Annotated in this window: 22 protein-coding genes; 5 read left to right on the forward strand and 17 right to left on the reverse strand. The window is 67.3% G+C overall.

Annotated elements, in window-relative coordinates; genetic code table 11:
- Positions 1–6: 6 nt before the first annotated feature.
- The 5 genes from tagF to tssJ are packed head-to-tail and all read right to left on the reverse strand — an operon-like array spanning position 7 to position 7,555.
- Positions 7–714, reverse strand: coding sequence for a type VI secretion system-associated protein TagF (tagF, locus tag B7P44_RS25675; RefSeq protein WP_088511523.1), 708 nt, complete (start codon positions 712–714; stop codon positions 7–9).
- Positions 696–4,325, reverse strand: a complete 3,630-nt coding sequence (tssM, locus tag B7P44_RS25680) for a type VI secretion system membrane subunit TssM (RefSeq protein WP_084908742.1) — start codon at positions 4,323–4,325, stop codon at positions 696–698. Before tssM ends, tagF begins: the two co-directional genes overlap by 19 nt.
- 2 nt (positions 4,326–4,327) lie before the next feature.
- Positions 4,328–5,653 carry a DotU family type VI secretion system protein gene (locus B7P44_RS25685; RefSeq protein ID WP_084908743.1) on the reverse strand — a complete coding sequence of 442 codons (1,326 nt, stop codon included), beginning with the start codon at positions 5,651–5,653 and terminating at the stop codon, positions 4,328–4,330.
- Positions 5,654–5,669: 16 nt separating this feature from the next.
- Complete coding sequence (gene tssK, locus B7P44_RS25690; protein WP_084908744.1) at positions 5,670–7,040, reverse strand: type VI secretion system baseplate subunit TssK; 1,371 nt, start codon at positions 7,038–7,040, stop codon at positions 5,670–5,672.
- Entirely contained in the window at positions 7,037–7,555 is a 519-nt protein-coding gene (tssJ, locus tag B7P44_RS25695) for a type VI secretion system lipoprotein TssJ (RefSeq protein WP_084908745.1), read from the reverse strand. Before tssJ ends, tssK begins: the two co-directional genes overlap by 4 nt.
- Positions 7,556–8,175: 620 nt before the next feature.
- Between tssJ and B7P44_RS25700 the strand changes: the two genes are divergently transcribed.
- The gene (locus B7P44_RS25700) at positions 8,176–8,589 is read left to right on the forward strand and encodes a TssQ family T6SS-associated lipoprotein (RefSeq protein WP_084908746.1); all 414 of its coding nucleotides are present in this window, start codon (positions 8,176–8,178) and stop codon (positions 8,587–8,589) included.
- 48 nt (positions 8,590–8,637) lie between these two features.
- Positions 8,638–10,038, forward strand: a complete 1,401-nt coding sequence (tagH, locus tag B7P44_RS25705) for a type VI secretion system-associated FHA domain protein TagH (RefSeq protein WP_084908747.1) — start codon at positions 8,638–8,640, stop codon at positions 10,036–10,038.
- Between the two features lie 44 nt (positions 10,039–10,082).
- Here tagH and B7P44_RS25710 read toward each other — a convergent pair whose 3' ends face one another.
- Positions 10,083–10,634, reverse strand: coding sequence for a DUF4430 domain-containing protein (locus tag B7P44_RS25710; protein WP_133117908.1), 552 nt, complete (start codon positions 10,632–10,634; stop codon positions 10,083–10,085).
- On the reverse strand, positions 10,615–10,914 hold the full coding sequence (locus tag B7P44_RS36705; protein ID WP_157721103.1) for a hypothetical protein: 300 nt from the start codon (positions 10,912–10,914) through the stop codon (positions 10,615–10,617). Before B7P44_RS36705 ends, B7P44_RS25710 begins: the two co-directional genes overlap by 20 nt.
- Positions 10,915–11,305: 391 nt before the next feature.
- Between B7P44_RS36705 and B7P44_RS25715 the strand changes: the two genes are divergently transcribed.
- The 3 genes from B7P44_RS25715 (at position 11,306) to B7P44_RS25725 (ending at position 14,112) form a co-directional block, all read left to right on the forward strand.
- Positions 11,306–12,700, forward strand: a complete 1,395-nt coding sequence (locus B7P44_RS25715; protein ID WP_157721104.1) for an OmpA family protein — start codon at positions 11,306–11,308, stop codon at positions 12,698–12,700.
- A 94-nt stretch (positions 12,701–12,794) separates the two neighbouring features.
- Positions 12,795–13,610, forward strand: a complete 816-nt coding sequence (locus B7P44_RS25720; RefSeq protein WP_133117910.1) for a hypothetical protein — start codon at positions 12,795–12,797, stop codon at positions 13,608–13,610.
- 118 nt (positions 13,611–13,728) lie between these two features.
- Entirely contained in the window at positions 13,729–14,112 is a 384-nt protein-coding gene (locus B7P44_RS25725) for a hypothetical protein (protein ID WP_084908751.1), read from the forward strand.
- Positions 14,113–14,330: 218 nt separating this feature from the next.
- On the opposite strand, the gene B7P44_RS25730 is transcribed toward B7P44_RS25725, so the two are convergent.
- The 10 genes from B7P44_RS25730 to B7P44_RS25770 all read right to left on the reverse strand — a co-directional run bounded on the left by B7P44_RS25730 (position 14,331) and on the right by B7P44_RS25770 (position 23,421).
- On the reverse strand, positions 14,331–14,924 hold the full coding sequence (locus B7P44_RS25730; protein WP_084908752.1) for a DUF5625 family protein: 594 nt from the start codon (positions 14,922–14,924) through the stop codon (positions 14,331–14,333).
- Between the two features lie 35 nt (positions 14,925–14,959).
- Positions 14,960–15,175: a phosphotransferase-like protein gene (locus B7P44_RS37775; RefSeq protein ID WP_205128715.1), complete on the reverse strand. Its 216-nt coding sequence runs from the start codon at positions 15,173–15,175 to the stop codon at positions 14,960–14,962.
- Positions 15,159–15,527, reverse strand: coding sequence for a phosphotransferase-like protein (locus tag B7P44_RS37780; protein WP_205128716.1), 369 nt, complete (start codon positions 15,525–15,527; stop codon positions 15,159–15,161). The genes B7P44_RS37775 and B7P44_RS37780 overlap by 17 nt, the downstream gene beginning before the upstream one ends.
- An 81-nt stretch (positions 15,528–15,608) precedes the next feature.
- Complete coding sequence (locus B7P44_RS25740) at positions 15,609–17,054, reverse strand: NAD-dependent succinate-semialdehyde dehydrogenase (protein WP_084908753.1); 1,446 nt, start codon at positions 17,052–17,054, stop codon at positions 15,609–15,611.
- 85 nt (positions 17,055–17,139) lie between these two features.
- Positions 17,140–18,459, reverse strand: a complete 1,320-nt coding sequence (locus B7P44_RS25745; RefSeq protein WP_084908754.1) for a c-type cytochrome — start codon at positions 18,457–18,459, stop codon at positions 17,140–17,142.
- 14 nt (positions 18,460–18,473) lie between these two features.
- Entirely contained in the window at positions 18,474–20,693 is a 2,220-nt protein-coding gene (locus B7P44_RS25750) for a xanthine dehydrogenase family protein molybdopterin-binding subunit (protein WP_084908755.1), read from the reverse strand.
- Between the two features lies 1 nt (position 20,694).
- Positions 20,695–21,150, reverse strand: coding sequence for a (2Fe-2S)-binding protein (locus B7P44_RS25755; protein WP_084908756.1), 456 nt, complete (start codon positions 21,148–21,150; stop codon positions 20,695–20,697).
- 53 nt (positions 21,151–21,203) lie between these two features.
- Positions 21,204–21,506 (reverse strand): putative quinol monooxygenase, encoded by a 303-nt coding sequence (locus tag B7P44_RS25760; protein ID WP_084908757.1) that lies wholly within the window; start codon positions 21,504–21,506, stop codon positions 21,204–21,206.
- Between the two features lie 79 nt (positions 21,507–21,585).
- Positions 21,586–22,629, reverse strand: coding sequence for an NADPH-dependent curcumin/dihydrocurcumin reductase (locus tag B7P44_RS25765; protein WP_084908758.1), 1,044 nt, complete (start codon positions 22,627–22,629; stop codon positions 21,586–21,588).
- Positions 22,630–22,800: 171 nt separating this feature from the next.
- Positions 22,801–23,421: a TetR/AcrR family transcriptional regulator gene (locus B7P44_RS25770; RefSeq protein ID WP_084908759.1), complete on the reverse strand. Its 621-nt coding sequence runs from the start codon at positions 23,419–23,421 to the stop codon at positions 22,801–22,803.
- Positions 23,422–23,706: the final 285 nt, after the last annotated feature.

The raw sequence follows: 23,706 nt of genomic DNA on the forward strand, positions 1-23,706 counted from the left end.
ATGCCGCTACGCGTCGCCGCCGAACAGCCGCAGAAACAACCGGCTGTCCGGCGCGCCGGTATGCGCGAGCGTGCGCAGCGGCGATCCGTCGGCGCGATTGGTCCACCAGAAGCTCGTCGCGCCGTGCGGATCGAAATACCCGGAGAGCCCCGGCCACGCGGGCGCCACCGGCTGCCCAGGCAACGCCTGCGGCGACCGCTCGTCCAGTTCGACGTCGCGTGCGGCCGGCCCTGCGCCGCCGGGCGCGAGCCGCACCTGTTCCAGCGTCTCCTCGAGATCGACCGGCGTGCGCGCATGCCGGATCGCGTCGAGCAGCGCGCTGCCGATCTGCCAGTAGAACGCGTCGGCGGCGTCCGGCAGCCCGCTCCAGTAATCGGCCGTGCTCAGCGGCAGCGTGGCGAGCACCGGGTAGTAGCGCCCCACCCGATCGCAGCTCGGCGCGACGCAGCCGGGCTGCACGCACGCCGCGCCGGCCCCCGCCGGGATCAGGAAATTCCAGACCGGCGCGACCGTGTAATGGCGCGCGATCTCGTCCGCGCCGCGCTGGCGCAGCGCGGCCATCCCCTGCTGGAGCCAGCGCTCCCACCAGCCGGCGAGCGTGTGGGGCAGCCGGCGGTTCACGAAGTCCCCCGCGCCGGGAATCTTCCCGTACCAGGCCGGCGGTTCGCCGCCGGTCGTGCGTACCGGCGTCGTGCTCATGGCTTCGGAGGGCATGCGAAGGACTCCATCTGGGCCAGCCTGAACGGATTGCGGACGCTGCTCGCGGTCACCAGCAGCACGATCGGTTTGCCGTCGACCGAGAAGCGCGCGACCATCTGCTCGGAGCCGCGCCCGGCCGACAGCGCCGCGCGGTCGAACAGCCGGTGCAGCGCCCACGGCCCGTCGGTCGTGATGCCGTCCGCCGCGCCCGCCGTGCCGCTCGCCTGCAGCCGCACCTGGTTGCTGCCGCGCGGGCCCGGCCACTGCACCGCGCTCGGCACGAGCGGCCCGTGCGCGTAGCGGACGATCTGGCCGTCGACGTCGAGCACCATCTCGGCGATCGACGGGTCCATTTCGAGCGGCTGGATCTGCGCCTTCAACTGCGCAACGCGCGCGCCGCCTCCGAAATACACGTCGCGGATCACCGCGGCCTTCTCGAACGACGCGAGCATCGCGGCCGCCGCCGGGTCCGCATCCGCGTTGCGGTTCGCGAAGCGCCACGGATGCGACGTCGTATCGACGATCGGCTGCAGGTTCTTCTGGAAGAAGTCGTCCATCAGGCCGCCGGGCGCGAACAGCTGCGCGAAGTCCGACGGCGCGACGTCGCGCGACGAGCCGCGCGCGAACGGATAGCGGCCGTCGATTGCCTGCCGGCAGAAGTCGCCGACGTTCGCGCCCGCGCGTTGCGCGACGCTGCGCTGCTCGATGGTCGCGACGCTGCCGTTCGCGACGTTCGACAGGTCGTCGAGCACTTCGCGGAACGGCGTCGGCAACCGGCCGGCCTGCGCGCGCAGCCGCGCCGGCGCATCGGACGGCGGCGGCGTCGCGCCGCTCCTCAATGCGTCGTCGGTCGCGGTCAGGTACGTGTACAGCGCGTCGATCGCCTTCAGCACCGCGTCGAACGGCGCGGCCTGCTCGCCGCTGCCCGGCGCGAACGTGCGCAGGCCCGCGAAATGGCTGTCGACGACCTGTTCCGGGCTCGCCGGCGCGGCGGCCCCCGCGTCCGCGTCGCCACCCGGCTGGCCCGCGAAGATCTGCGCGAGCGAGCTGCGCGCTTCGTCGACCTTGTCCTGCGCGCGCGACGCGAGATTGCGCGCGCCGCCCGGCGCGTCGCCGAGCGCCGTGTCGCGCGCGAGCGCGACCATCAGCCGGGTCAGCGGCGAATCCGGCGACGACAGCGTGCGCGCGACCTGGATGCTCTGCGCGAGCGTCGCCGTGCGCTGCAGCCGGAGGTCGGCGAGATAGTCGTCCCAGATCTTCAGGTAGTCGTTCAGGTATAGCTGCCGGACGTCGCGCGCCCACGCGGCCGCGTCGTTCGCGCCCGGGATCTCGGACGCGCCGAGATTCAGCACCCACACCTCCTCGCGTCCAAACGCATCGACCGCGGCGGCCAGCCGTGGCGCGAACACGTTGCGATAGCCGTTGCGCGTATAGAGACCCGGCACGCCGTCCGCGAGCGGCTTGCCGCTCTGGCGGCGGAACACCATCGACGCGTCGGGGCCGACCGCGCGCGCGACGCTGAAGTCGTACGACGCGGTGGCCGGCCGCAGCGTGCGCGCGAGCTGCCGGTACAGCCGCTGCGAGAACGGCACCTGCCGCAGCCGCTCGCGCACGTCGGCGACGAGCCGCTCGTTCATCGGGAACGGCGATACCGCGACGCGATTGCCGAACAGCGCCGCCAGGTGCGCGCGCAGCGCAGCGCGCTGGGCGGTCGTGAAATCGGCGGGCAGCGCGCGCTCCATCTCGAGATCGACGACGGCCTGGACGAACGCGGGGTCGTAATGCGCGCTGTCGTAGAGCATCAGGTACGCCTTCAGTGCTGCGTACGCGTATTCGACGTCGTCCGGCCGCGCCTCGCGCAGCGCCGCTTCCATCCGGCTCGCGGCGATCGGCAGCAGCACGTCGTCGAGCGCGCGCCGGTAGATCGCGTCGACCGCCTCGTCGATCTTCTCGCCCTGGAACAGCCCCCAGCGATACGCGAGCGGCGGGTGCGCAAGATCGACGCCGCCCGCGTTCGCCAGGCTGCCCAGCGCGTCGAGCACCGGCAGCAGCCGCGCGACGTCGGCGGCGCCCGAGATCGTCGCGCCGGCGATCTGCGCGTCGACGGCCGGCACGCGCGCGGCGATCTGGTCGAGATACGCGCGGTTGTTCGAGTAGCTCTTCAGCCACGCGACCAGCATCGCGACGCACAGGAACGCGAGCGCCACGTAGCCGCCGAGCTGCAGCACGCGCCGCCGCTGGTGCCAGCGCAGGTTGCTGCCCGCCAGCGCCGCCTCGCGGAAGATATGGTCCTGCAGCAGCGATTTCAGGAAGAAGCTCTTCCCCGTCGCCCCCGACTGCGCGACGGGCGGCACGCCCTCGATCTTCAGGAAGCGCTTGATGCCGCTCATCACGCGATCGAACGCGGTGCCTTCCTGCGTGCCGCTCGTCAGGTAGACGCCGCGCAGCATCGGCATCGGCTCGAAGCTCGACACCGAGAACACCTCGGCGACGAACTGGCCGAGCAGGTCCTGCAGGTCGGCGATCTGCTGCGGCAGCAGATAGCTCATCTCGCGCTGGCGCGCATCGGTCTGCGACGCGAGCAGCTCGGGCAGCGCATCGTTGAGCCGGCGGTGCAGCAGCCGGTATTCGCGGTCGAACGCCGCGCGCAGGTCGAAGCCGGCCGCCTCCGCTTGCGCGAGCGGGAACGTGAAGCCCCACACCTGCGCGCACTCCGCACGGCCGTATCCGCCGAAATACTCGGCGAAGCCCGCGAGCAGGTCGGCCTTCGTGACGAGCAGGTAGACCGGAAAACGGATGCCGAGCTGCGCGCGCAATTCGAGCAGGCGCTTGCGCAGCACCATCGCGTGCTGCGTGCGCTCCGCTTCGGACGCGCCGAGCAGGTCGGCGACGCTGATCGTCAGCATCGCGCCGTTGAGCGGCTGGCGCGCGCGGTATTTCTTCAGCAGGTCGACGAAGCCCTTCCACTCCGCCTCGTCGAGCGCACGATTGCCTTCATGCGTCGTATAGCGGCCGGCGGTGTCGATCAGCACCGCGTCGTTCGTGAACCACCAGTCGCAGTGCCGCGTGCCGCCGACGCCGCGGATCGCCGCGCGGCCGAACTGCTCGGCGAGCGGGAAGCTGAGCCCCGAATTGACGAGCGCCGTCGTCTTGCCCGAGCCCGGCGCGCCGATGAACACGTACCACGGCAGCTGGTACAGGTACTGGCGCGACATCCGTTCGAGCCAGTGCGACAGCCCCTTGCGCGCGCCGTCGGCCTGGCCGAAGCGGACTTTCTTCAGCAGCGTCGCGGCCTCGTCGAAGCGGCTGCGCAACTCGTCGAGCTGCGCCTTCGCCGCGTCGTCCGGCCCCGCGGATCGCGGCGCGGCGTCACGCAACTGGTTCAGCAGCTGCGCGTTCAGCCGGCCGGCGCGCCAGCCGCGCCACGCGAGGCGCCCGCCCCACGCGGCGAACAGCGCGACGATCGTCAGCGCGCGCACCCAGCCGCTTTCGAGCGGGCGGACGTCCGCGAACGCGAGCAGCGGACCCGCGAGCCAGATGAAGCACGCGAGCACGACGAGCCCCGCGAAGGTCCAGATTTCCCGCGACGGCAACGGGCGAACGAAGCGTGCGACGGCCTGGCTCATGGTCAGCGCGTCTCCTTGGCGGCAGCTGCGGCGTCGCCGCCCGGCGCGGGCAGCAGCGTGATCTCGACGCGCCGGTTGCGCGCGCGATTGGCCGGCGTGTCGTTCGGCGCGACCGGATCGAGCGTGCCGCGCCCTTCCGCCGCCAGCCGCTCCGGACGGTCGAGCCGCGCCGCGAGCAGGCTGCGTACGCTTTCCGCGCGCTCGCGCGACAGGTCCCAGTTCGACGCGAAACGCGCGGTGTGCACCGGCGTGTCGTCGGTATAGCCGCTCACGCGCACGTTGCCGGGCACCTTGTTCAATGCATCGGCGACCCGCGTCAGCACCGGCAGGTAGCGATCGATCACCGACGTCGAGCCCGACTGGAACAGCCCGTCGCCGCGCAGCACGATCACGCTGCGATCCGCATCGTCGCGCACCGACACGAGCCCCGCCGCGATCTCCGGTTCGAGGAACTTCGCGATGCGCGGCGCGCTCGCGGGACGCGGCGCCGGTTGCGCGGGCTGCAGCTTCGGCACGTGCAGCGCATCGATCGACGCGAACAGCCGGTCCGAATGCCCGGCGAGCGCGATCCGCAGGCCCGCGAACACGCCGAAGCCGATCAGCAGCGCGAGCGCCGCGCACACCCACAGCGGCACCGTGAAGCGCCGCGTGACGTCGCGCGTGACGACATCGCGCCAGTGCGGCGACAGCGCCGGATCGAACTCGCCACGCACCGAGCGGATCGTCTGCGCGAGCTCGCGGCGCAGCGCGTCGAGCTGTGCGTGGCCGTTGTCGAGCACGCGATAGCGGCCCTCGAAGCCGAGCGCGAGACAGAAATACAGCAGCTCCAGCAGGTCCAGGTGCTGGCGCGGCTGCTGCGACAGCCGCTCGAGCAGGTGGAAGAACTTCTCGCCGCCCCAGGTCTCGTTGTGGAACGACACGAGCAGGCTGTGCGACGACCACACGCTGCCGCCCCACGGCGTCAGCGCGGCGGCTTCGTCGAGCGCCGTGCACAGGCAGTAGCGCGCGCCGATGATCGCCTCGGACGCGACGCCCGCCTCCTGCGCGCGCGCCTCGAACTGCCGGATCTCGACCACGAGATGCTCGCGCAGCCACGCCGGGTTCGGATGATGGACGGTCGAGCGGATCTGCGGCACGAGGTTGAGCAGCGGGTTCGCGGCTGCGACGAGCGGATTCGTGCCGCTCGCGGCCCAGCGGCCCGGCCTCGGCTGCGATGTGGTCGGTCCGGCCGGGCCAGCCGCCGCATCGGCCGCCGCGTGCATGCCGCCCGGATTCGGCGGCACGAAGCCGCCTGCGCCGGCGGAGAACGAATCGGTAGAAGAGTTCATCGCGTGCCTCCCGCCCTTATCCGCGTATCGCCCAGAACTCCATCGAGAGTCCCGGGAATTCGCCGGCCAGATGCAGCGCGAGACCGCCTGAGCGCGCGAGCTGCTTCCACAGGTCGCCGCCCTTGTCGATCTCGAAGTAGGTATGGCCCGCGTGATACGGAATCTGCCGCGGCGCGACCGGCAGCTGGCGCATCGCGATGCCCGGCAACTGCAGCTGCACGAGATCGCGGATGCGCTCGACGGGCCCGAGCTTCGCCTGCGCCGGAAAGCGCGCGCGCAGGCTGTCGGCCGGCACGTCCGCGCGCACCGCGAGCACGAAGCCCGCCGTGTCGCGCAGCGACGGATCGGCGAGCGTCGCGACCCGCATGCCGTTGCCCGCGTCGCGCAGCTCGATCTGGATCGCGTTCTGTTCGAGCACCGTCGACAGCGAGCGGCGCAGCTCGGCCATCAGTTCTCCGAAGCTCGCGCGCAAGTCGTCGTGCCGGTAGATCGCGAGCGTCTGCGGCCGGCGGCCGGCCGCGGTGAACGTGCTCAGGTCGCACGCGAGCTTCAGCCAGTCGCAGAACAGCGTCTCCGGGTGCGCGGCAACGTCCTGCTGCGCATGCCAGGTGAGCGCCAGATAGCGGTTGACGAGCTGCAGCAGCAGGAAATCCGCGACTTCCGACACGCCGCCGCGCCCCGGCTCCGACAGCCGCGCGGCCAGCGCCTCGCTGCGCTGCGTCAGCAGCCCGTGCAGCTCGCGCGTGTGGCGCAGCAGCACCGGATCGTGCTGCGCAACGAGCCGCGGCGGGATGTAGCCGTCGTCGACCAGCAGCCGGCCGTCGGTGCGCCGCTCGACGATCCGCGCGACGCCGAGCGCGTGCCAGTCGCCCGTCAGTTCCGCTTCGAGCATCAGCCGCACGTTGAGGCGGCCCGTTTGCAGCAGCGCCGGGCCGAGCGCGACCGCGTTCGCGTCGGCGATCTCGTATTCGCGCACGACATAGCGCGCGACCTCCGCGTCGCCTTCGCCGCCGAACGACACCTCCTCCGCACCGCCGCGCCAGTGCGGCAGCGCAAGCACAACGAGCTGGTCCTTCGCGTCGGCGGGCACGTCGAACGGCTCGGGCAGGTCGTCCGGATGCGCGAGGTCGAACGGCGTGCCGTCGCGCATCACGCCCGACGCCGCGCGCAGCGCGACCTTGCCGAGCGCGAGCAGCTCACGATCGATCTCCAGCATGTCGAACCCCCAGCCGAACCCCAGCAGCGGCAGGCAGCGCAGGCTGACATAGCGTTCCCAATGCCGTTCGAGCTGCTGGAAATGCTGCGGCCGCAGGAACATCCCTTCGGTCCACACCACCCGCTGGCGCAGGGCCGCGACCGGCGTCGCTGACAATGACGGTTCGTTCATGGGCGCCCCCGTGCATCGCCGCCCAGCCCGATCCCGCCGTTGCGCACCGCGATCGACAGCTTCAGTTCGCCCGGCGAGGTCTGCCAGAACTTGTAGGCATTGAGCTGCTTCGCGCGCGGCAGTGGCACCGTGAGCCGCCAGCGGTTCTTGTCGAGCACGCGGTATTCGGCGACGACGCCGAGCGCGCCCGCCTCCACGTTGCCGCGGTAATGCAGCGTGCGCGCCTCGCCCGGCCGCAGGATGATGCGGTCGACGCCGAGCAGGTCCGCGCCGAGCACGCCCTCCGGCTTGTCCTGAAGCGAGAAGAAATCCGCGCTCTCGAATGCCGACGCGGCCTTGAGCTGGAACACCTTCAGCACGATCGGCGACGGCTTGCGGTTGAGGTCCGGGTTGACGTCGGGCGCGACGTCGACCGTGATCGCATACGGTACTGCCGCGGCACGCTCCGACGCGCCGCATCCCGGGAGCAGCAGCACGCACCCCAGGACGATGAACCCACCGGACCGCCCTCGCATATTCGATCCTCGCAGCGCAATCAGTCTCCACCGGTTTCCCGACGACGGAAACCGGCCCGATCCTTGAATCATGGACAACGATTCATTCGGTAATTATGTAATCCAGCTTTCCTTTCATCGCGATTTCATTCGGCAATTTATTCATTTAAAAGCCGGGTCGAATCACCCATGTTTTCCGAAAAACCCGAATCTTAAAATGGAAATCAATTGGAATCGATTCCCGACCGGTTCCCGGATGCGTTGCTTGCCGACGCGGCACGAATCTCGTATGCGGACACCCATCAGACGAACGCGACGCACCCTCCGCCGGCCTGGAAGCCGGCAGCGGCATGCGACTCGGGTGAGGTGCCAAGCTGTTCACGCCGCCGGAATAAACGGCCCGCTTTTACGCACATGGATGAGCGCTTCAAAACAACTGACGAAACCAAAAATCACACCGAACTATAGGTTCGATTTTCCGGATTCACAAGGCGCATTCCGAATCAAATAAGGCGATCTCGCGGGATTATTGTTTCAAGATGAAACGAAACGTAACAGCCTGTCCGGTTCCGATGATTGGCACTAGAATCCAACAGCACCGCGCGTCACCCGTCCAATCACTGGAATCCGTCCAAACAAGAATGAAAGGCCGTTTCTCGCTGGTTGTCTGCCTTGGCCTCGTGCTGCTGGGCATGAGCGGCTGCAGCAGCACGTCCACGAGCACTTCCACGAGCACTTCCGCGACCCAGTCGGCCGCGCGCGCCGCGGTCGACAGCGCGCGCGCCGCGTACGCCGCGGGCGACTACGGCCGCACGATTGCGATCCTTGGCCATGCGCGCGAAATCGACGGCGCTGACGTCGGCACGCAGGTCGCCGCACACAAGCTGCTCGCGTTCAGCTACTGCGTGACGAACCGCGTCGCGACGTGCCGGGCCGAGTTCTCGAAGATTCTCGATCTCAATCCGCGCTTCGAGCTGTCCCCCGCCGAGAAGGGGCATCCGATCTGGGGACCGGCGTTCGAGGCCGCGCGCCGCAGACATGCGTCGGCATCCTGAACAAACCGGTTTCCCGGCGAGCGCTTCATCCAGCGAGCGACGTCTGACATGCAACTGATCGTGATCGAACACGCCGGCGAGCCGGTCGGCAGCGACCGCTTCGACGCCGTCGTGTTTCGCCCGCCGGGCGGCACCATCGGCCGCGACGGAGACAATCATCTCGTGCTGCGCGACGAGACGCGGCAGATCTCGCGGCTGCAGGCGCTGCTGCAGGTCGGCGACGACGCGTGCCTGCTGAAGAACCTCAGCAGCGTGTCCACCATCGAAGTGAACCGCGTGCCGATCGCGTATGCGCAGGAGCGGCCGCTCAACGACGGCGACATCGTCCGGATCGGGCCTTACGTGCTGCGCGCGGAGCGCGAGGACGCGGTTGCACCCACGGTCGACATGACGGGCGGCGCACGCGATCCGGTTGCGTCAAGCGACGACACGAAGGGGGCAGGCAATCGCCTGTGGGGGCGGCTGCACGACCGTTTCGCGCGCGGCAAGACGCCGGACGAAGCCGCGCCGCGGGCGCCGGCCGGCAAGGACGGCAAGCCTGCGGCGCGCGCCGCCGCGGCGCCGTCGTCCGGGCCGCCGCGCGACCTGCATCAGTTGTCTATCGATCCGCTCGATCTGTTCGCGCAACCGTCGGGCGACAACGGTTCTCCGGCCGATGCCGAACACAACGATGCGCACCGCGCGTCCGAAGGATCGCAACGCTCATTTACGCAGGCCGACCATGCGCCCGAATGGACGCAGCATGTGCGCGTGCAGCCTGCTGCGGCCTCCGCCGAAACGCCCGACGTCGATGCTGATGCCGATGCGGACGCCCCGCCGCCCGCCGCGCACGCGCCGGAACCCGCGACGCCGGACGCGCTGCTGCGCGCGTTCTTCGAAGGTGCCGGGATCGACGCCGCCGACCCGCATCGATGGTCGGCGGAGCAGTTGTATATCGCCGGCCAGCTGCTCGCGCTGTTCGCGAACGGCACGGTCGAGCTGCTGTCGTCGCGCAGCATCCTGAAGCGCGAGGTGAAGGCGCATATGACGATGCTGCTCGACCGGGAGAACAATCCGCTGAAGCTGCTGCCGGACGGCGGCGCGGTGCTGCGGCAGATGTTCGGGTTGCCGCTGCCCGGCTTCATGACGCCGCAGAGCGCGGTTCAGGATGCGTTCCAGGATCTGCACGCGCACCAGATCGGCATGGTCGCCGGCATGCGCGCCGCGCTGATGGACCTGCTGACGCGCTTCTCGCCGCAGCGCCTGCGCGAGCGCGACGACACGCCGCGGCCGTGGTACGAGAAGCATCTGCCGGTGCTGTACAAGGCGCGGATGTGGGACCGCTATGCGGCGACGCATCGCGATACGGTGTTCGCGATCGAGGACGATTTCGCGTCGGTGTTCGGGAAGGCGTTTTTGGCGGCGTATGACGCGGAGGTGGAGAGTTATCGGGGGAGCGGCCGGCATTGAAGGGGCGGATGCCGGCCGCGACGCATGGGTCTGCGCGATGAACGTCAAACCAGCGGCGGATGAACCGCCTGCTTCAAGCCGCTCGAGTAGTGCTTGTAGTCCCAAGCCACGCTATCGCCGGGTTGCAGGGTGTAGACGGCACATGACACGTCAGGCATCTGGCCGTTGACGAAATACACCCACCAGTAGCCGTTACCGCCCTGGTTCGCTTCTACCCCACTCAAGGCCGTAATGAACAGGCTGGCGCCTGAACCCTGCCATTGCGGGTTGAGGGCGGGCGACACGCCGTCGGCCGTCAGCAGATCGAATACGGTTGTCACGCCGGGGGCAATCGCGATGCTGTCGTTCGCTTGCCACGGTGGATTGTGAAATTCAGAACCCCAATCGACGAATTGATTCGCTACCGAGTTGGCCATGACGATCTCCGTATTGGTGGTTGATGCCTGAACTGCACCCCTCTGTTCCCTTTCGTTGTTTGTTGAAAGTGCCAGGTTCTGACCTGGGTGCCGGAAAGCCATATCGATTGCACGTCGATCGCTCGATTCAAGCGGATCGCCAAATCGCAGGCGTAGCCAATCACGGGCGATCTGTTTCAATCAGGCCGCGCCGCGCGGTGATTGTTGCAAGCTCTATCAGCATGATCCCCGTTTCGTATGGCGCAGTTTTCATTCCGCTATTGCAGGCGCCTTTGCCGTCCGTGAAATCCTGATATTCGTATTGATCAGAGAATAGGCGATGGACCGGCACCCCGCAATGTTGCTCGAACCCGCGAGACTCACTGCTTGATCGGTCATCGTAGTCATTCAGATACTCCGTTTTCCCCGGCGCCCTACGTCTCTTTAACTCGGCAGCGCACACCGGCCGGTAAGCAGCCATACGCCGGTTCTGTCTTGCTGATGCTCGTCGGGTCCGAAGTGAAGGGCCCGCGCCGATAACCCGTGCCGACCGAAGGAATCTGGTTGCGAGAGAAGTCGCCCGGCATGCCCCCCATCCCGGTTGGCGCCGCTCGGCGAAGAGATGACTGCGATGGTGGTCTGGCCATGCGACGAGGGGCGAACGCTCCCTCGAAGTCAGACTCGTCGAATCAACCGACACTGAGCACGAAGCTGCGAACTTCCGCTATGGCGCATCTTGATTAGTCTGGAGAATTTGTGGCGCGTGACCGCCTCAACTATACTGGCCCGCCATCATCGGCCCGACGATGGCCCAATCGGCGGTCGAACTTACGCCGAACCGAACAATAACGCTATCGACGAGGATGCCGACCTTGCCCTTCCCGCACCGTGATCATTTCCGAAGCTGCGCTCGTGTATTGACGATCGCGACAGCCGCAGCCCTGCTCGTCATGGGCGGCGCCGGCTGCAAGCGCAAAGCCGCGTCTGCAGCTACCGGCGCGTCAGCCGTTGCGGCCGCCACCGCTTCTGAGTCCACTGCTGCACCGGCAGTGGCGGAGCACGCGTCGACTCCGCCATTGATCAACGTGGCCGGGTTGTCGCAAGGCGCGTTCGTGGTCGACAAGGATGCCTCCAATGACAAATGGATGCTCATGCTGGACGAGGTGCCGGACTCGATAGGCGTGACGGCCAACGGTGACCGCTACGAGGCGGTCATTGCGCTGGCGGCTCCCGCGAGAATCCAGGCATTGCGCTTCGACCGCATTGCCGAGATGGGCGCCGCGCGCCACGCGCAGGTGCAGGCATCGGACCAAAGCGAAAACGGACCGTGGCAGACGGTCTACGACACCGATCTACCCGCCCTCGCACAACTTGACAGCAAGACAGTCACTGCGCGAGCGACATTCGAGAAGCCGGTCACGGCGCGTTGGCTGCGCGTGACGCTGACGCGCGGATCCGACGGTTCCGGCACCATCAGCCTCAAGCAGTTCATGGCGTTGGGCGAATTCGTCCCGGGTGAGCAGGCAACGCGCGACGTCAGCGGGGTCTACGAATTCGGCATCGCCTTCGACATGAGCGATTTCGTCGCAATCAAACAGGACGGCGGTACGATCCGCGGCTGCTATGGCGCGGGCGACTTCAACGGCGGCAACGTCAAGTTGCGAAAAATTGCCGGCACGTTCGAAGGAGGCATGGAGCCGAACGGTTACCTGCGCTACCTGCGTCACAGCGACGACGAAGCATGGCGCGGCGTGATGAGCTTCAGCCCCAAAGCAGATTTGGCTGCCGCCCAGGAATTTCCTGCAGCGCTTGGCGCGAGCGAGGTTTCGATCCAGAAGACCAGGCATAGTGTGGGGCGGAAGGTTGCGGCTTACCAGAACACCTGCCCAGGACTCGCAACGGATACGGTGAGCGGCGCACTGGAACAAAACAAGCGCGTCACGCTGTACGGCGTGAACTTCGATCTCGACGCAGCCACGCTGCGCCCTGACAGCCGCCCGGCGCTGGACAGCGTGGTCAAAGCCGTCAACGCTCATCAGGACTGGAAGCTCGCGATCGAAGGCCACACGGACAACACGGGCGGCGACGTGCACAACCAGGCGCTTTCGCAACAGCGTGCCGCCACCGTGCGCGAATACCTGATCAATGCCGGCATCGCGGCGGATCGTCTGGTGGCCCAAGGCTTCGGCGCTAGCCGTCCGGTTGCGGCCAATGCCACTCCGGTCGGACGGGCGCAAAACCGCCGCGTCGAAGTGGCGGTGCAATGATCCCTGTCGCGCGTCGGGCGCGCCGTTGCGTCGGCGCGCATGGCCGGGCGGCATTTGAAACGTTGTGGCGAACAACAATGACGAGGAGGTGTAAATGGAAAGCTTAATCCCGGCAGCGAAGCGGTATGGACAGATGCGACACACGTTGCGTCGGCACTGTGTGATGCTGCTGCTCGCCGGCTCGGCCTGGGGAACGTCAGGCGCTGCGCATGCGGCGCTCGCGTGCGACGCGCCGTGGATGCATAAGGGTGGTGGCTTCACGATGTCGGTGTTGCCGGCGGGCATCGTCCTTGAGGTCGAAATGCTTGATTTCAAAAAGACCCACGACGGCAATTGCAGCGGTATGTTACGGGCGAACGGGACGCTGAGCGTGGCGGGCCGCACTTCGCGCAGCCAAAACGACATGGCGCTCCACATCGTTGACGGTCACGCCCGCTTTGGGGCGCTCTCTTCTGATGGATCAATACGCGCATCGTCAAACGACGCGTCGATGGCGGGCTCGGTATCGGCGCAAATGGCCGGCCTGCTCAGCTACGTCGGCGAATCCCTGACCGAGGGCGCAACTCTGCCTGGCACACGCAGCGAGGTGTCGTTCGCGGGCACGGTGTCGGCAATGGGCATGAACGTCAATCACATCTCCGTGCCGAAGGCGGTCGTGACGACCACAGCAAAGCGCATTGGAAAGCCAGAACAACTCGACACAGTTGCCGGTCGGCTCGTGTGTGTGCCGATCAGCTACGACCAAACGCAGCAAGCTACCAAGATCACCATGTTCGGCCACGCGACGACCGTGCCGGCCGCCACGCAGCACGTCGTCGATCATTTCTGCCCCGCGACCGGGCTGGTGATGCTCAAGGATGCGGGCGACAACGGCAAGAGTGGAGCCGTGAAGATCACCGCAATGCATTGAGCGCGCTGCGGTGTTATCGCGTGGCTCGGTTCCTGTCCATTGGATCGTCAGTGGAAGGTGCGCCCCCCGTTCCGACTTTCAAGCTCACGTTGTCACACTAGCCCAACGGAATTCCAGCATGACTTTGTATCGATCGATACTCGCCGCAGCGTGCGGCACACTCGCGTTTGCCTCCTGCGGCGCACAGGCCCAGGGCAAGAGCGAAGTGCCCGGCGTGATTCTGACGCAGCTAACGATGTTCATCACGAGCGCCTATCTGAAGGCGGACAAGATCGGGGAGGCCCCCGACCTCGACGTTCCTGAGCCGCCAACGGCTGCCGCCCTGCAAGCCAAAGTGTTCGCTGGCACGGCTCAGACCCTGCGCATGCGCAAGAAGAAGTGTGCGAATGTCATTGGTGCCCGGGTGCCGGAAGACAAGCACGATACCCGCACGATCGCCGTAACCTGCTCGGATGGCGGTCGCTACATGATCGTCATAGACGAGGCAACGATCACTCCGTGATTTGATCAGCCCATCGGAAAACAGCTTCTGTGCCTTCGGATTCTTGCTCTTCTTGGTCACTGTTGCATCAGTCATAGGACGTTGGTTCCGTTATCGTCTCATGACCTCAGCACACTAAAAATCTGACAGGCTCCCTCGCAGATACGCGTCACGCGGTTTTCCTTATCACCGGCTACGCCCAAACAGACAGGTCGCAACGTGTTTTCATCCTCGTCGCTTCAAAATGAGTGTCCTGTCCAGCCCACGCTGAATTTCACGCCGATGCCCGCTTGCCTGAACTCGGGATGAGCTTCCATCGTTTCCACTACGAGCGCGTAGTGCTCGCCAGGGGTTAGCCTCGGAAGACGATCAACGACCACCGAAACCGTCGAAGTGCCATCCGCCTCTTTACCCCAACCCTCGCAATACGATGTCGGCTCATACTTGTTCTCGATGACCGGCGCCCCGCCTTTATCCAGGGCAAACAGGCTGACCTTCAACGGCACGACCTTCGTGCGTACACCGCTGCCCGTTTCGCAACCGACCATCTTCGATCCACGGACGCGGCGATCGTCATCCTTGAACAAAAAATCGAGCTTCATGGTGTCCGCATCATTTGCGACAAAGCTTTGGATGCTGAATGTCCTGTTGGCGCTTTCGACATCGATATCCAGTGATGCAGGCACGACCCGCAGTGGTTTCGCCATGTCCCGGTACACACCGAACGCGATTGCCGTTGCGCACACAACAAATGCCGCAGCGCAAACAATCACGAAACGCCTGGCCAATCTTTCCATGAACGACTTCATGTTGTTGTACTTTTCCGCAGTCATGCAGCCATCCGCTCACCGGGCCCTGGGCACGCTCTCTACAGAGAAAATGCCTGTTTGATATGCAGCGCCGCCTCTCGCGGCGTGCAAACACTGGTATCCACCACGAGGTCATACTTCATGTCCGCATGGACTCGCTGATACTGCCATCTGGCAAGTCCGATTTCGCGATCGCCCCGGTTTCGTTCACGCTCCTCGATCACTTCTAGCGGCGCAACCACGCCGACGACCAACAGATTAAAACCGGAAAGCAAGCACGTAGTCTTCCTTTTCCTGACCCAGCAATACCTCGTCCACAATGAGATTGTTGCCCTGCGATGCCAAAGCGGCGATCGCGTGCCGCATGCCTTGCATGACGCGCGCGCCGACAGGCCCGCTCTGTATCGATACCACGCGGCGCTCCCCCTCGACCGAGGAGGAAAACATGAATCCTTCAGGGTGATCCATATATTGCCCGGGCAACATCGCCAGGAACGCGTCCATTTGCACGTGCAAAAACACATCCGTTGTCACGGCCTGCAGTTCCCGGGCCAACGCGCTCTTGCCGACACTGCCGACGCCGTTGAGCAGGACGATCGTCGCTTCGTTATTTGAATTTCGCGTCATGAACGGCCTCTGATAGCGCGCAAAAAAACGCCGCCGCCCCACCACACACGGGGCGGCGGCCTACCTGCATTCAATCGCCCATCAAACCGCCATGACCGTCACCGACTTCGTGACGAGATACGGCTCGAGCGCCTCCGGCCCACCTTCCGACCCATAGCCCGAATCCTTCACCCCACCGAACGGCATTTCGGGCCACGGCGTCGCCGGCTGGTTGATCCACAGCATCCCGACCTCAAGCCGCTGCGTGAGCAAATGCACATTCGCGAACGACCGCGTAAACGCATACCCCGCGAGCCCATACGGCAGGCGGTTCGCTTCCGCGATCGCATCCTCGAGCGCGTCGAACCCGCGAATCGCCGCAACCGGCCCGAACGGTTCGTTGTTGAACACGTCCGCCTCGAGCGGCACGTCGGCCAGCACCGTCGGCGCAAAGAAGTTGCCTTCCGTGCCGATCCGCTCGCCGCCCGTCTCGACGCGCGCGCCGACCGCGCGCGCGTTCTCGACGACCGACGTCATCGCGGCGATCCGGCGCGTGTTCGCAAGCGCGCCGAGCGTCGTGCCCTCTTCGAGCCCGTTGCCGATCTTCAGCCCTTCCGCGTGCTTGACAAGCGCCCGCGTGAATTCGTCGCGGATGCTGTTGTGCACCAGGAAGCGCGTCGGCGAGATGCACACCTGCCCCGCGTTGCGAAATTTCGCGCCGCCGGCGGCCTTCACCGCGAGCGCGACGTCCGCGTCCTCGGCGACGATCACCGGCGCATGCCCGCCGAGCTCCATCGTCGCGCGCTTCATGTGCTGGCCCGCGAGCGCGGCCAGGTGCTTGCCGACCGGCGTCGAGCCGGTGAACGTCACCTTGCGGATCACCGGATGCGGTATCAGGTACGCGGAGATCTCGGCCGGATCGCCATACACGAGGCCGATCACGCCGGCCGGCACGCCCGCGTCGACGAACGCGCGCAGCAGCGCGGCCGGTGACGCCGGCGTCTCCTCCGGCGCCTTCACGAGGAACGAGCAGCCGGTCGCGAGCGCGGCGCTCAGCTTGCGCACGACCTGGTTGACCGGGAAATTCCACGGCGTGAACGCGGCGACCGGACCGACCGGCTCCTTCACGACCGTCTGCTGCGCGCCGACGTTGCGCGACGGCACGATGCGGCCATACACGCGCCGCCCTTCGTCGGCGAACCATTCGATGATGTCCGCGGCCGCCAGCACTTCGAGGCGCGCTTCGACGAGCGGCTTGCCCTGCTCCTGCGTCATCAGCTGCGCGATCGTGTCCGCGCGATCGCGCACCAGCGCGGCCGCCTTGCGCATCGTCGCCGCGCGCTCGTGCGCGGGCACCCGGCGCCACTGCTCGAAGCCGCGCTGCGCGGCGGCCAGTGCGCGATCGAGATCGGCGATGCCCGCGTGGGCCACCTTGCCGATCACCTTGCCGGTCGCCGGGTTGATGACGTCGATCGCCTTGCCGCTCGCGGCATCCGTCCATTCGCCGTTGATCAGGAGTTGCGTATCCGTATAAGTCACGTGAGTCATCCAGACACCCCTACTTTTGCGTCAAAAAAGGTGCGCCGCCTCGCGAACGAGCGCGCACCGGTTAACCGAAGTCCGACCCGCGCGCTCAACGCGCCGCCTGGGTCGCCTTGCGGAGCTTCGCCACCTCCGACGCCTGCACGGCCGGCGCGCCGTTGTTCCAGCCGGCGCGCATGAACGTCAGCACGTCGGCGATCTGCCGGTCGCTCAGCACGTTCGAGAACGCCGGCATCGGATACGCGGACGGCACGCCGTCGATCACCAGCGTCTCGCTGCCGTTGAGCGTCACGTTGACCAGCGACGTCGCATCCCGCTCCAGCAGGTTCGGATTGCCGGCGAGCGGCGACAGCAGCGGCGCGTAGCCGCGCCCGTCGACGCCGTGGCAATGCAGGCAGTAAGCGTTATACACCTTCGCGCCCGGATCGTTCGCCGGCCGGCCCAGCACGACCTGGCTCGCCTTCGGGTCGTAGCGGTACGGCGGCGCGCCGTTCCCGCCCGCCGCCGGCAGCGACTTCAGGTAGCGGGCCATCGCCGTCAGGTCCTCGCCGGTAAGCGCCTGCGTGCTGTGGTTGATCACGCTCACCATCGAGCCGAACGCGGTCGCATGCTGGTTCGCGCCCGTCTTCAGGAACTGCGCGACGTCCGCCTCGCTCCAGCGGCCGAGCCCCGTATTGTGCTCGCCCGTCAGGTTCGACGCGAACCAGTTGTCGATCGGCGCGCCCGACAGGAACGCCGCGCCGCCCTCGTCGAGCGCCTTCTCCTGGAACCCGACGCCGCGCGGCGTATGGCACGACCCGCAGTGCCCGAGGCCCTGCACGAGATACGCGCCGCGATTCCACATCGCGTCCTTGCCCGGCTTGTCCGCATAGGCGGTCGTATCGAGGAACACCGCGTTCCACAGCTTGAGCGGCCAGCGCAGGTTCAGCGGCCACGGGATGTCGGACGCGCGGTTCGGCTGCTTCACGGGGTCGACGCCATTCATGAAATACGCATAGAGCGCCTTCACGTCGTCGTCCTTCAGCTTCGCGTACGACGGATACGGCATCGCCGGATACAGGTTGTGGCCGTCCTTCGCGACGCCCGCGCGCAGCGCGCGCGCGAAGTCGGCTTCCGTGTAGCGGCCGATGCCCGTATCCGGGTCGGGCGTGATGTTGGTCGTGTAGATCGCGCCCATCGGCGTGTCCATCTTCAAGCCGCCGGCGAACGGCATGCCGCCTTGCGGCGCGGTGTGGCAGGCGACGCAGTCGCCCGCCTTCGCCAGGTACGCGCCGCGCGCGACGAGCGCCGCGTCGGGCGTCGCGGCCTGTGCGGCAGGGACTGAGGCAGCGGCCGCCAGCACGACAGCGACTGTGACGGCGGCCGCGCCGAGCGCCTTCGCGGCGCGCGCCAGGGGTGTGATTCGAATCATCCGTGTCCTCGATGTCAGGCGGTTTTCAGCTGGTTGCCGACCGGCAGCTTGCGCACGCGCTTGCCGGTCGCGGCGAAGATCGCGTTCGCCAGCGCGGCCGCAAGCGCCGCGGTGCCCGGCTCGCCGATCCCGCCGGGCGCTTCGCCGCTCTTCACGAGGTGCACCTCGATCGGCGGCGTCTCGTTGATCCGCAGCATCCGGTAGTCGGTGAAGTTGCTTTGCGCGACGCGGCCGTTCTCGATCGTGATCTCACCGTACAGCGCGCCCGTGATTCCGAAGATGATCCCGCCCTGCACCTGCGCGTCGATCGTGTCCGGATTGACGGCCATCCCGCAGTCGACCGCGCACACGACACGCTTGACCTGCACGTCGCCGTCGTCCACCGCGACGTCCACGACGATCGAGAAGAAGCTGCCGAACGCGTGCATCACCGACACGCCGCGCCCCTGGCCCTTCGGCAGCGGCGTGCCCCATCCCGCGGCCTTCGACGCGACGTCGAGCACGTTGCGCGCGCGCGGCGACTTGCCGAGCAGCGCGCGGCGGTACTGCACCGGGTCGGTCCTGGTCTGCGCGGCGAGCTCGTCGATGAAGCTCTCGACGACGAACGTGCCGCGCGTCGGCCCGACGCCGCGCCAGAACGCGGTCGGCACGTGGCGCGGCTCCTGCCGCACGTAGTCGACGAGCTGGTTCGGCAGGTCGTACGGCAGCTCGGCCGCGACCTCGACGGCGTCCGGATCGACGCCGTTCTTCACCGCGGGCGGCGCGAAGCGCGCGAGAATCGACGAGCCGACGATGCGGTGCCGCCATGCGATCGGCTTGCCGTTCGCGTCGAGGCCGGCCGAGATTCGGTCGTAGTAGTACGGCCGGTACATGTCGTGCTGGATGTCTTCCTCGCGGGTCCACACGACCTTCACGGGCGCGTTGACCTGCTTCGCGATCTTCACCGCCTGCACGACCATGTCGATCTCGAGCCGGCGGCCGAAGCCGCCGCCGAGCAGGTGGTTGTTCACGACGATCTTCTCGCGCGGGAAGCCGGTGATCTGCTGCACGGCGTCGAGCGCGCGCGTCGGCACCTGGGTGCCGACCCAGATCTCGCAGCCGTCGGGACGCACGTGCACCGTGCAGTTGACGGGCTCCATCGTCGCGTGCGCGAGCAACGGCTGCTCGTAGACCGCGTCGACGCGCGTCTTCGCGTTCGAAAACGCCTTGTCGACGTCGCCGTCCTTGCGCGCGACCGCGCCCTTGCCGCTGTCCGCCGCCCGCGCGTGGTCCGCGGCGATGTCCTTCGTCGACACCTTCGCGCCCGCGCCTTCGTTCCACTTCACGACGAGCGCCGACGCGCCGCGCTTGGCCGCCCACGTGTGGTCGCCGACCACCGCGACCGCGTTGTCCGCACGCACGATCTGGCGCACGCCGCGGATCTGCTTGGCCGCCGTGTCGTCGACGCTCGCGACCGTACCGCCGAACACCGGGCTGTTGACGATCACCGCAACCAACATGCCCGGCAGCCTCACGTCGAGCCCGAACTGCGCGGTGCCGTCGACCTTTTCCGGCGAATCGAGACGCTTGACCGGCTTGCCGACCAGCTTGAAATCCGCGGGCTGCTTCAGCGCGACGCTCTTCGGCACCGGCAGCTTTGCCGCGGCGTCCGCGAGCTGGCCGTACGACGCGCGCCGTCCGCTCGGCGGATGCAGCACCTCGCCGTTTTCCGCGCGGCAGGCCGCCGGATCGACGCCCCATTGCTTCGCCGCCGCACTGACGAGCAGCGTGCGCGCGGTCGCGCCCGCCTGGCGCATCGGCTCCCACGCGTAGCGGATCGACGTCGAGCCGCCGGTGAGCTGGCCGCCGAGCAGCGGGTCGAAGAACAGCTTCTCGTTGGGCGGCGCATGGTCGAGCGTCACGTTCGACAGCGGCACCTCGAGCTCATCGGCGATCAGCATCGGCAGCGACGTGTAGACGCCTTGCCCCATCTCGACCTTCGGCATCACGAGCGTAACCTGCCCGTTGCGGTCGATCTGCACGAACGCATTCGGCGCGAACACGCCGGGGCGCGGCGCCTCGTTCGCATTGCCGCCGATCACCGAGCGCCGCGCATCGCCGCCCGCCGCCGGCACGCTGAAGCCGAGCAGCAATCCGCCGCCCGCGGCCGCACCGAGCGTCATGCCGAACTTGAGGAACGTGCGGCGCGACAAGCCCGCATTTGCCTGGCCGGCTTCGATCAGTCCTCGCGACATGTCAGGCCTCCTTCGCGGCCTGCTTGATCGCCGCGCGAACCCGGTTGTAGGTGCCGCAGCGGCAGATGTTGCCGGCCATCGCGGCGTCGATGTCGGCGTCGTTCGGGTGCGGGTTCGACGCGATCAGCGCGGCGGCGGCCATCACCTGGCCCGACTGGCAATAGCCGCACTGGACGACGTCGAGCTCGCGCCACGCCTGCTGCACCTTGCGCCCGGCCGGCGTCGCGCCGACCGCCTCGATCGTCGTGATCCTGCGCTCGCCGACCGCCGCGACCGGCAGCACGCACGCGCGCGCCGCGACGCCGTCGAGATGCACGGTGCACGCGCCGCACTGCGCGATGCCGCAGCCGAATTTCGTGCCGGTCAGGCCGACGAGATCGCGCAGCACCCAGAGGAGCGGCATGTCGGCGGGCGCGTCGACCGCATGGACCGCGCCGTTGATGTTCAGGTTGATCATTCAGCCTCCGGGCTGGCGTAGTGTGGAGACGGCGCGGCGCGCGCGCCGACGGCTTACGACTGCACGGCGTCGAGCGCCGTGAGCACCTTCACGACCGGCGGCTGCGCGAGCCATTCGCCGGCCTTCGCGCGATAGGCGTTGTAGTGCGGGCTCGCGCGGTGCGCGTCCAGTGCCACGTCGTCCTCATAGATCTCGAACAGGTCGAAACCCGGCGAACCGTCCGCCTGGCGGAACAGGTCGTAGCGCAGGTTGCCCGGCTCGGTGCGCGTCGCGGCGACGAGGCTGCGCAACTCGGTCTCGACCGTCTGCGCATGTTCGGGTTTCGGGATCAGGCTGGCGAATACGTAGACAGGCATGGTGCTTCCTTCTTTCCTTCGTTGAATCGGGATCGACGATGCCGCGCGCCTGAACCGGCGCGCGGCGTGAGACATGAGGTCAGGCCAGTTCGTCGGAGCCGACGCGCACGACGACCTTGCCGAAGTTCTTGCCGGCGAGCAGGCCGATCAGCGTGTCCGGTGCGGCGTCCAGGCCGTCGACGACGTCCTCGCGCGCCTTCACCTTGCCGGCGGCGACCCACTCGCCCATGTCCTTCAGGAACGCGGCATAGCCCTCCGCATAATGATCGAGGATGATGAAGCCCTGCATCCGGACGCGCTTCCTGAGCAGCATCGACGTCAGCAGCGGCATGCGGTCCGGGCCCGCCGGCAGCGCGGTGTCGTTGTAATGCGCGATCAGCCCGCAAACCGGCACGCGCGCGCCGATGTTGAGCAGCGGCAGCACCGCATCGAACACCGCGCCGCCGACGTTCTCGAAATAGACGTCGATGCCGCCCGGGCATGCGTCCGCCAGTTTGCGCGCAAAATCCGCATCGCGGTGATCGACGCACGCGTCGAAGCCGAGCGTCCCGCTGACATACGCGCACTTGTCCGCGCCGCCGGCGATGCCGACCACGCGGCAGCCCTTCAGCTTCGCGATCTGCCCGACGACGGCGCCGACCGCGCCGCTCGCCGCTGCGACCACCACGGTTTCGCCGGCCTTCGGCTCGCCGATCTTCAGCAGCCCGTGATAGGCGGTGAAGCCCGGCATCCCGAGCACGCCGAGCGCGTACGACGGGTGCGCGAAGTCGCGGCCGAGCGGAAACAGGCCCGTGCCGTCCGACACCGCGTAGTCCTGCCAGCCGCCCATGTCGACGACGAGATCGCCCGCGCTGAACGCCGGCAGGTTCGACGCCACGACCTGGCTGACGGTCCCGCCGACCATCACGTCGCCGAGCGCCACCGGCGGCGCATAGGACGGCGCGTCGCTCATCCGGCCGCGCATGTACGGGTCGAGCGACAGCCAGATCGTGCGCAGCAGGACCTGGCCCGGCCCGGGCGTCGGCACCGCGCCGGTTTCGGTGCGGAAGTTGTCCGCCGTCGGGACGCCCGCCGGGCGCGAACTCAGGACGATCCTGCGGTTTGCGGTCTTGCTTTGCGACATATCAACCTCCGTCAATGGGGATGCGTGCTGTTGCACGATCCGGTCTGGAAAGGAAATCGGCGACACGGCAGGCGACGCCCGCGCGCCGCATGTCTGTATCGCCGATCCATGAAAAGTAGACCAGTCGTCTATTATCGGGGCACAAAATAAGGCGCGCGATGCGCGCCTCGCTTACTGCCACGCTCCGTTGCCGGCCGCCTGCGGCAGATTCAGCATCCGCAGCGTCGCGGCCATCGCGGTTTCGAGCGGCTTGCGGTTGCGGTGGATCTTCTCCAGCAGCGTCGCGCCGAGCCACATCTCATACAGCGTCGCGGCGGTGTGAGACGGATCGTCGATCCCGTGCAGCGAACCGTCGGCCAGCCCCGTTTCGATGCCGGCAGCAAGCCGCTCGATGATCTGCCCGGTGCCACGCCGCAGAACCGAGCGCATCGCTTCGGACAGATCCGCCACCTCGGCGCCGAGCTTCACCGCGAGGCACTTGCCCTCCGGATCGTCGTTGCATTGCGTGTGCAGCCAGTTGTTCCAGTAGGTCATCAGGCGCGCGGCGCCCGTGCCCGGTTGCCGGACCAGCAGGTTGTCGAGATGCTCGAGATAGCCTTCGAAGTACGCTTCGAGCAGCGCTTCGCCGAACGCCTCTTTCGAGCCGAAGTAATGATAGAACGAGCCCTTCGGGATGCCCGCCGCGGCGAGAATCTCGTTCAGACCGACCGCCGAAAACCCCTTGTGGAGCATGATCGGCTTCGCGATATTCAGGATGTGATGGCGGACTTCCGCGCCTGAAGATGCATTCATGATGGCGTATGGTAGCAACGATTAGACCGGTCGTCTAGTAATGTTCAGCCGGTATTTTGAGTCGCACTTTACCTGATCCCCGAGCGGTTCCCAATGCCCCCTCCCCGCCGTGCCGCGCGCGGCGTCACATCAGCGCCCCGGCTTCGTCGCGGGCGTTTCACAAATCTTCTGCATAAATACGCGCGGCGCCAGCGCCGGCAAGCGCACAGATGCAGCCGGTATTGCACACGTGTGCAACGCGCCGGACCGTCGTTGCATCCCCCTCGAACCCGTGACCAGGAACGC

Origin of the sequence: Burkholderia ubonensis subsp. mesacidophila, assembly GCF_002097715.1 — a bacterium.
In the GTDB taxonomy this organism is placed as follows: Bacteria; Pseudomonadota; Gammaproteobacteria; order Burkholderiales; family Burkholderiaceae; genus Burkholderia; species Burkholderia mesacidophila.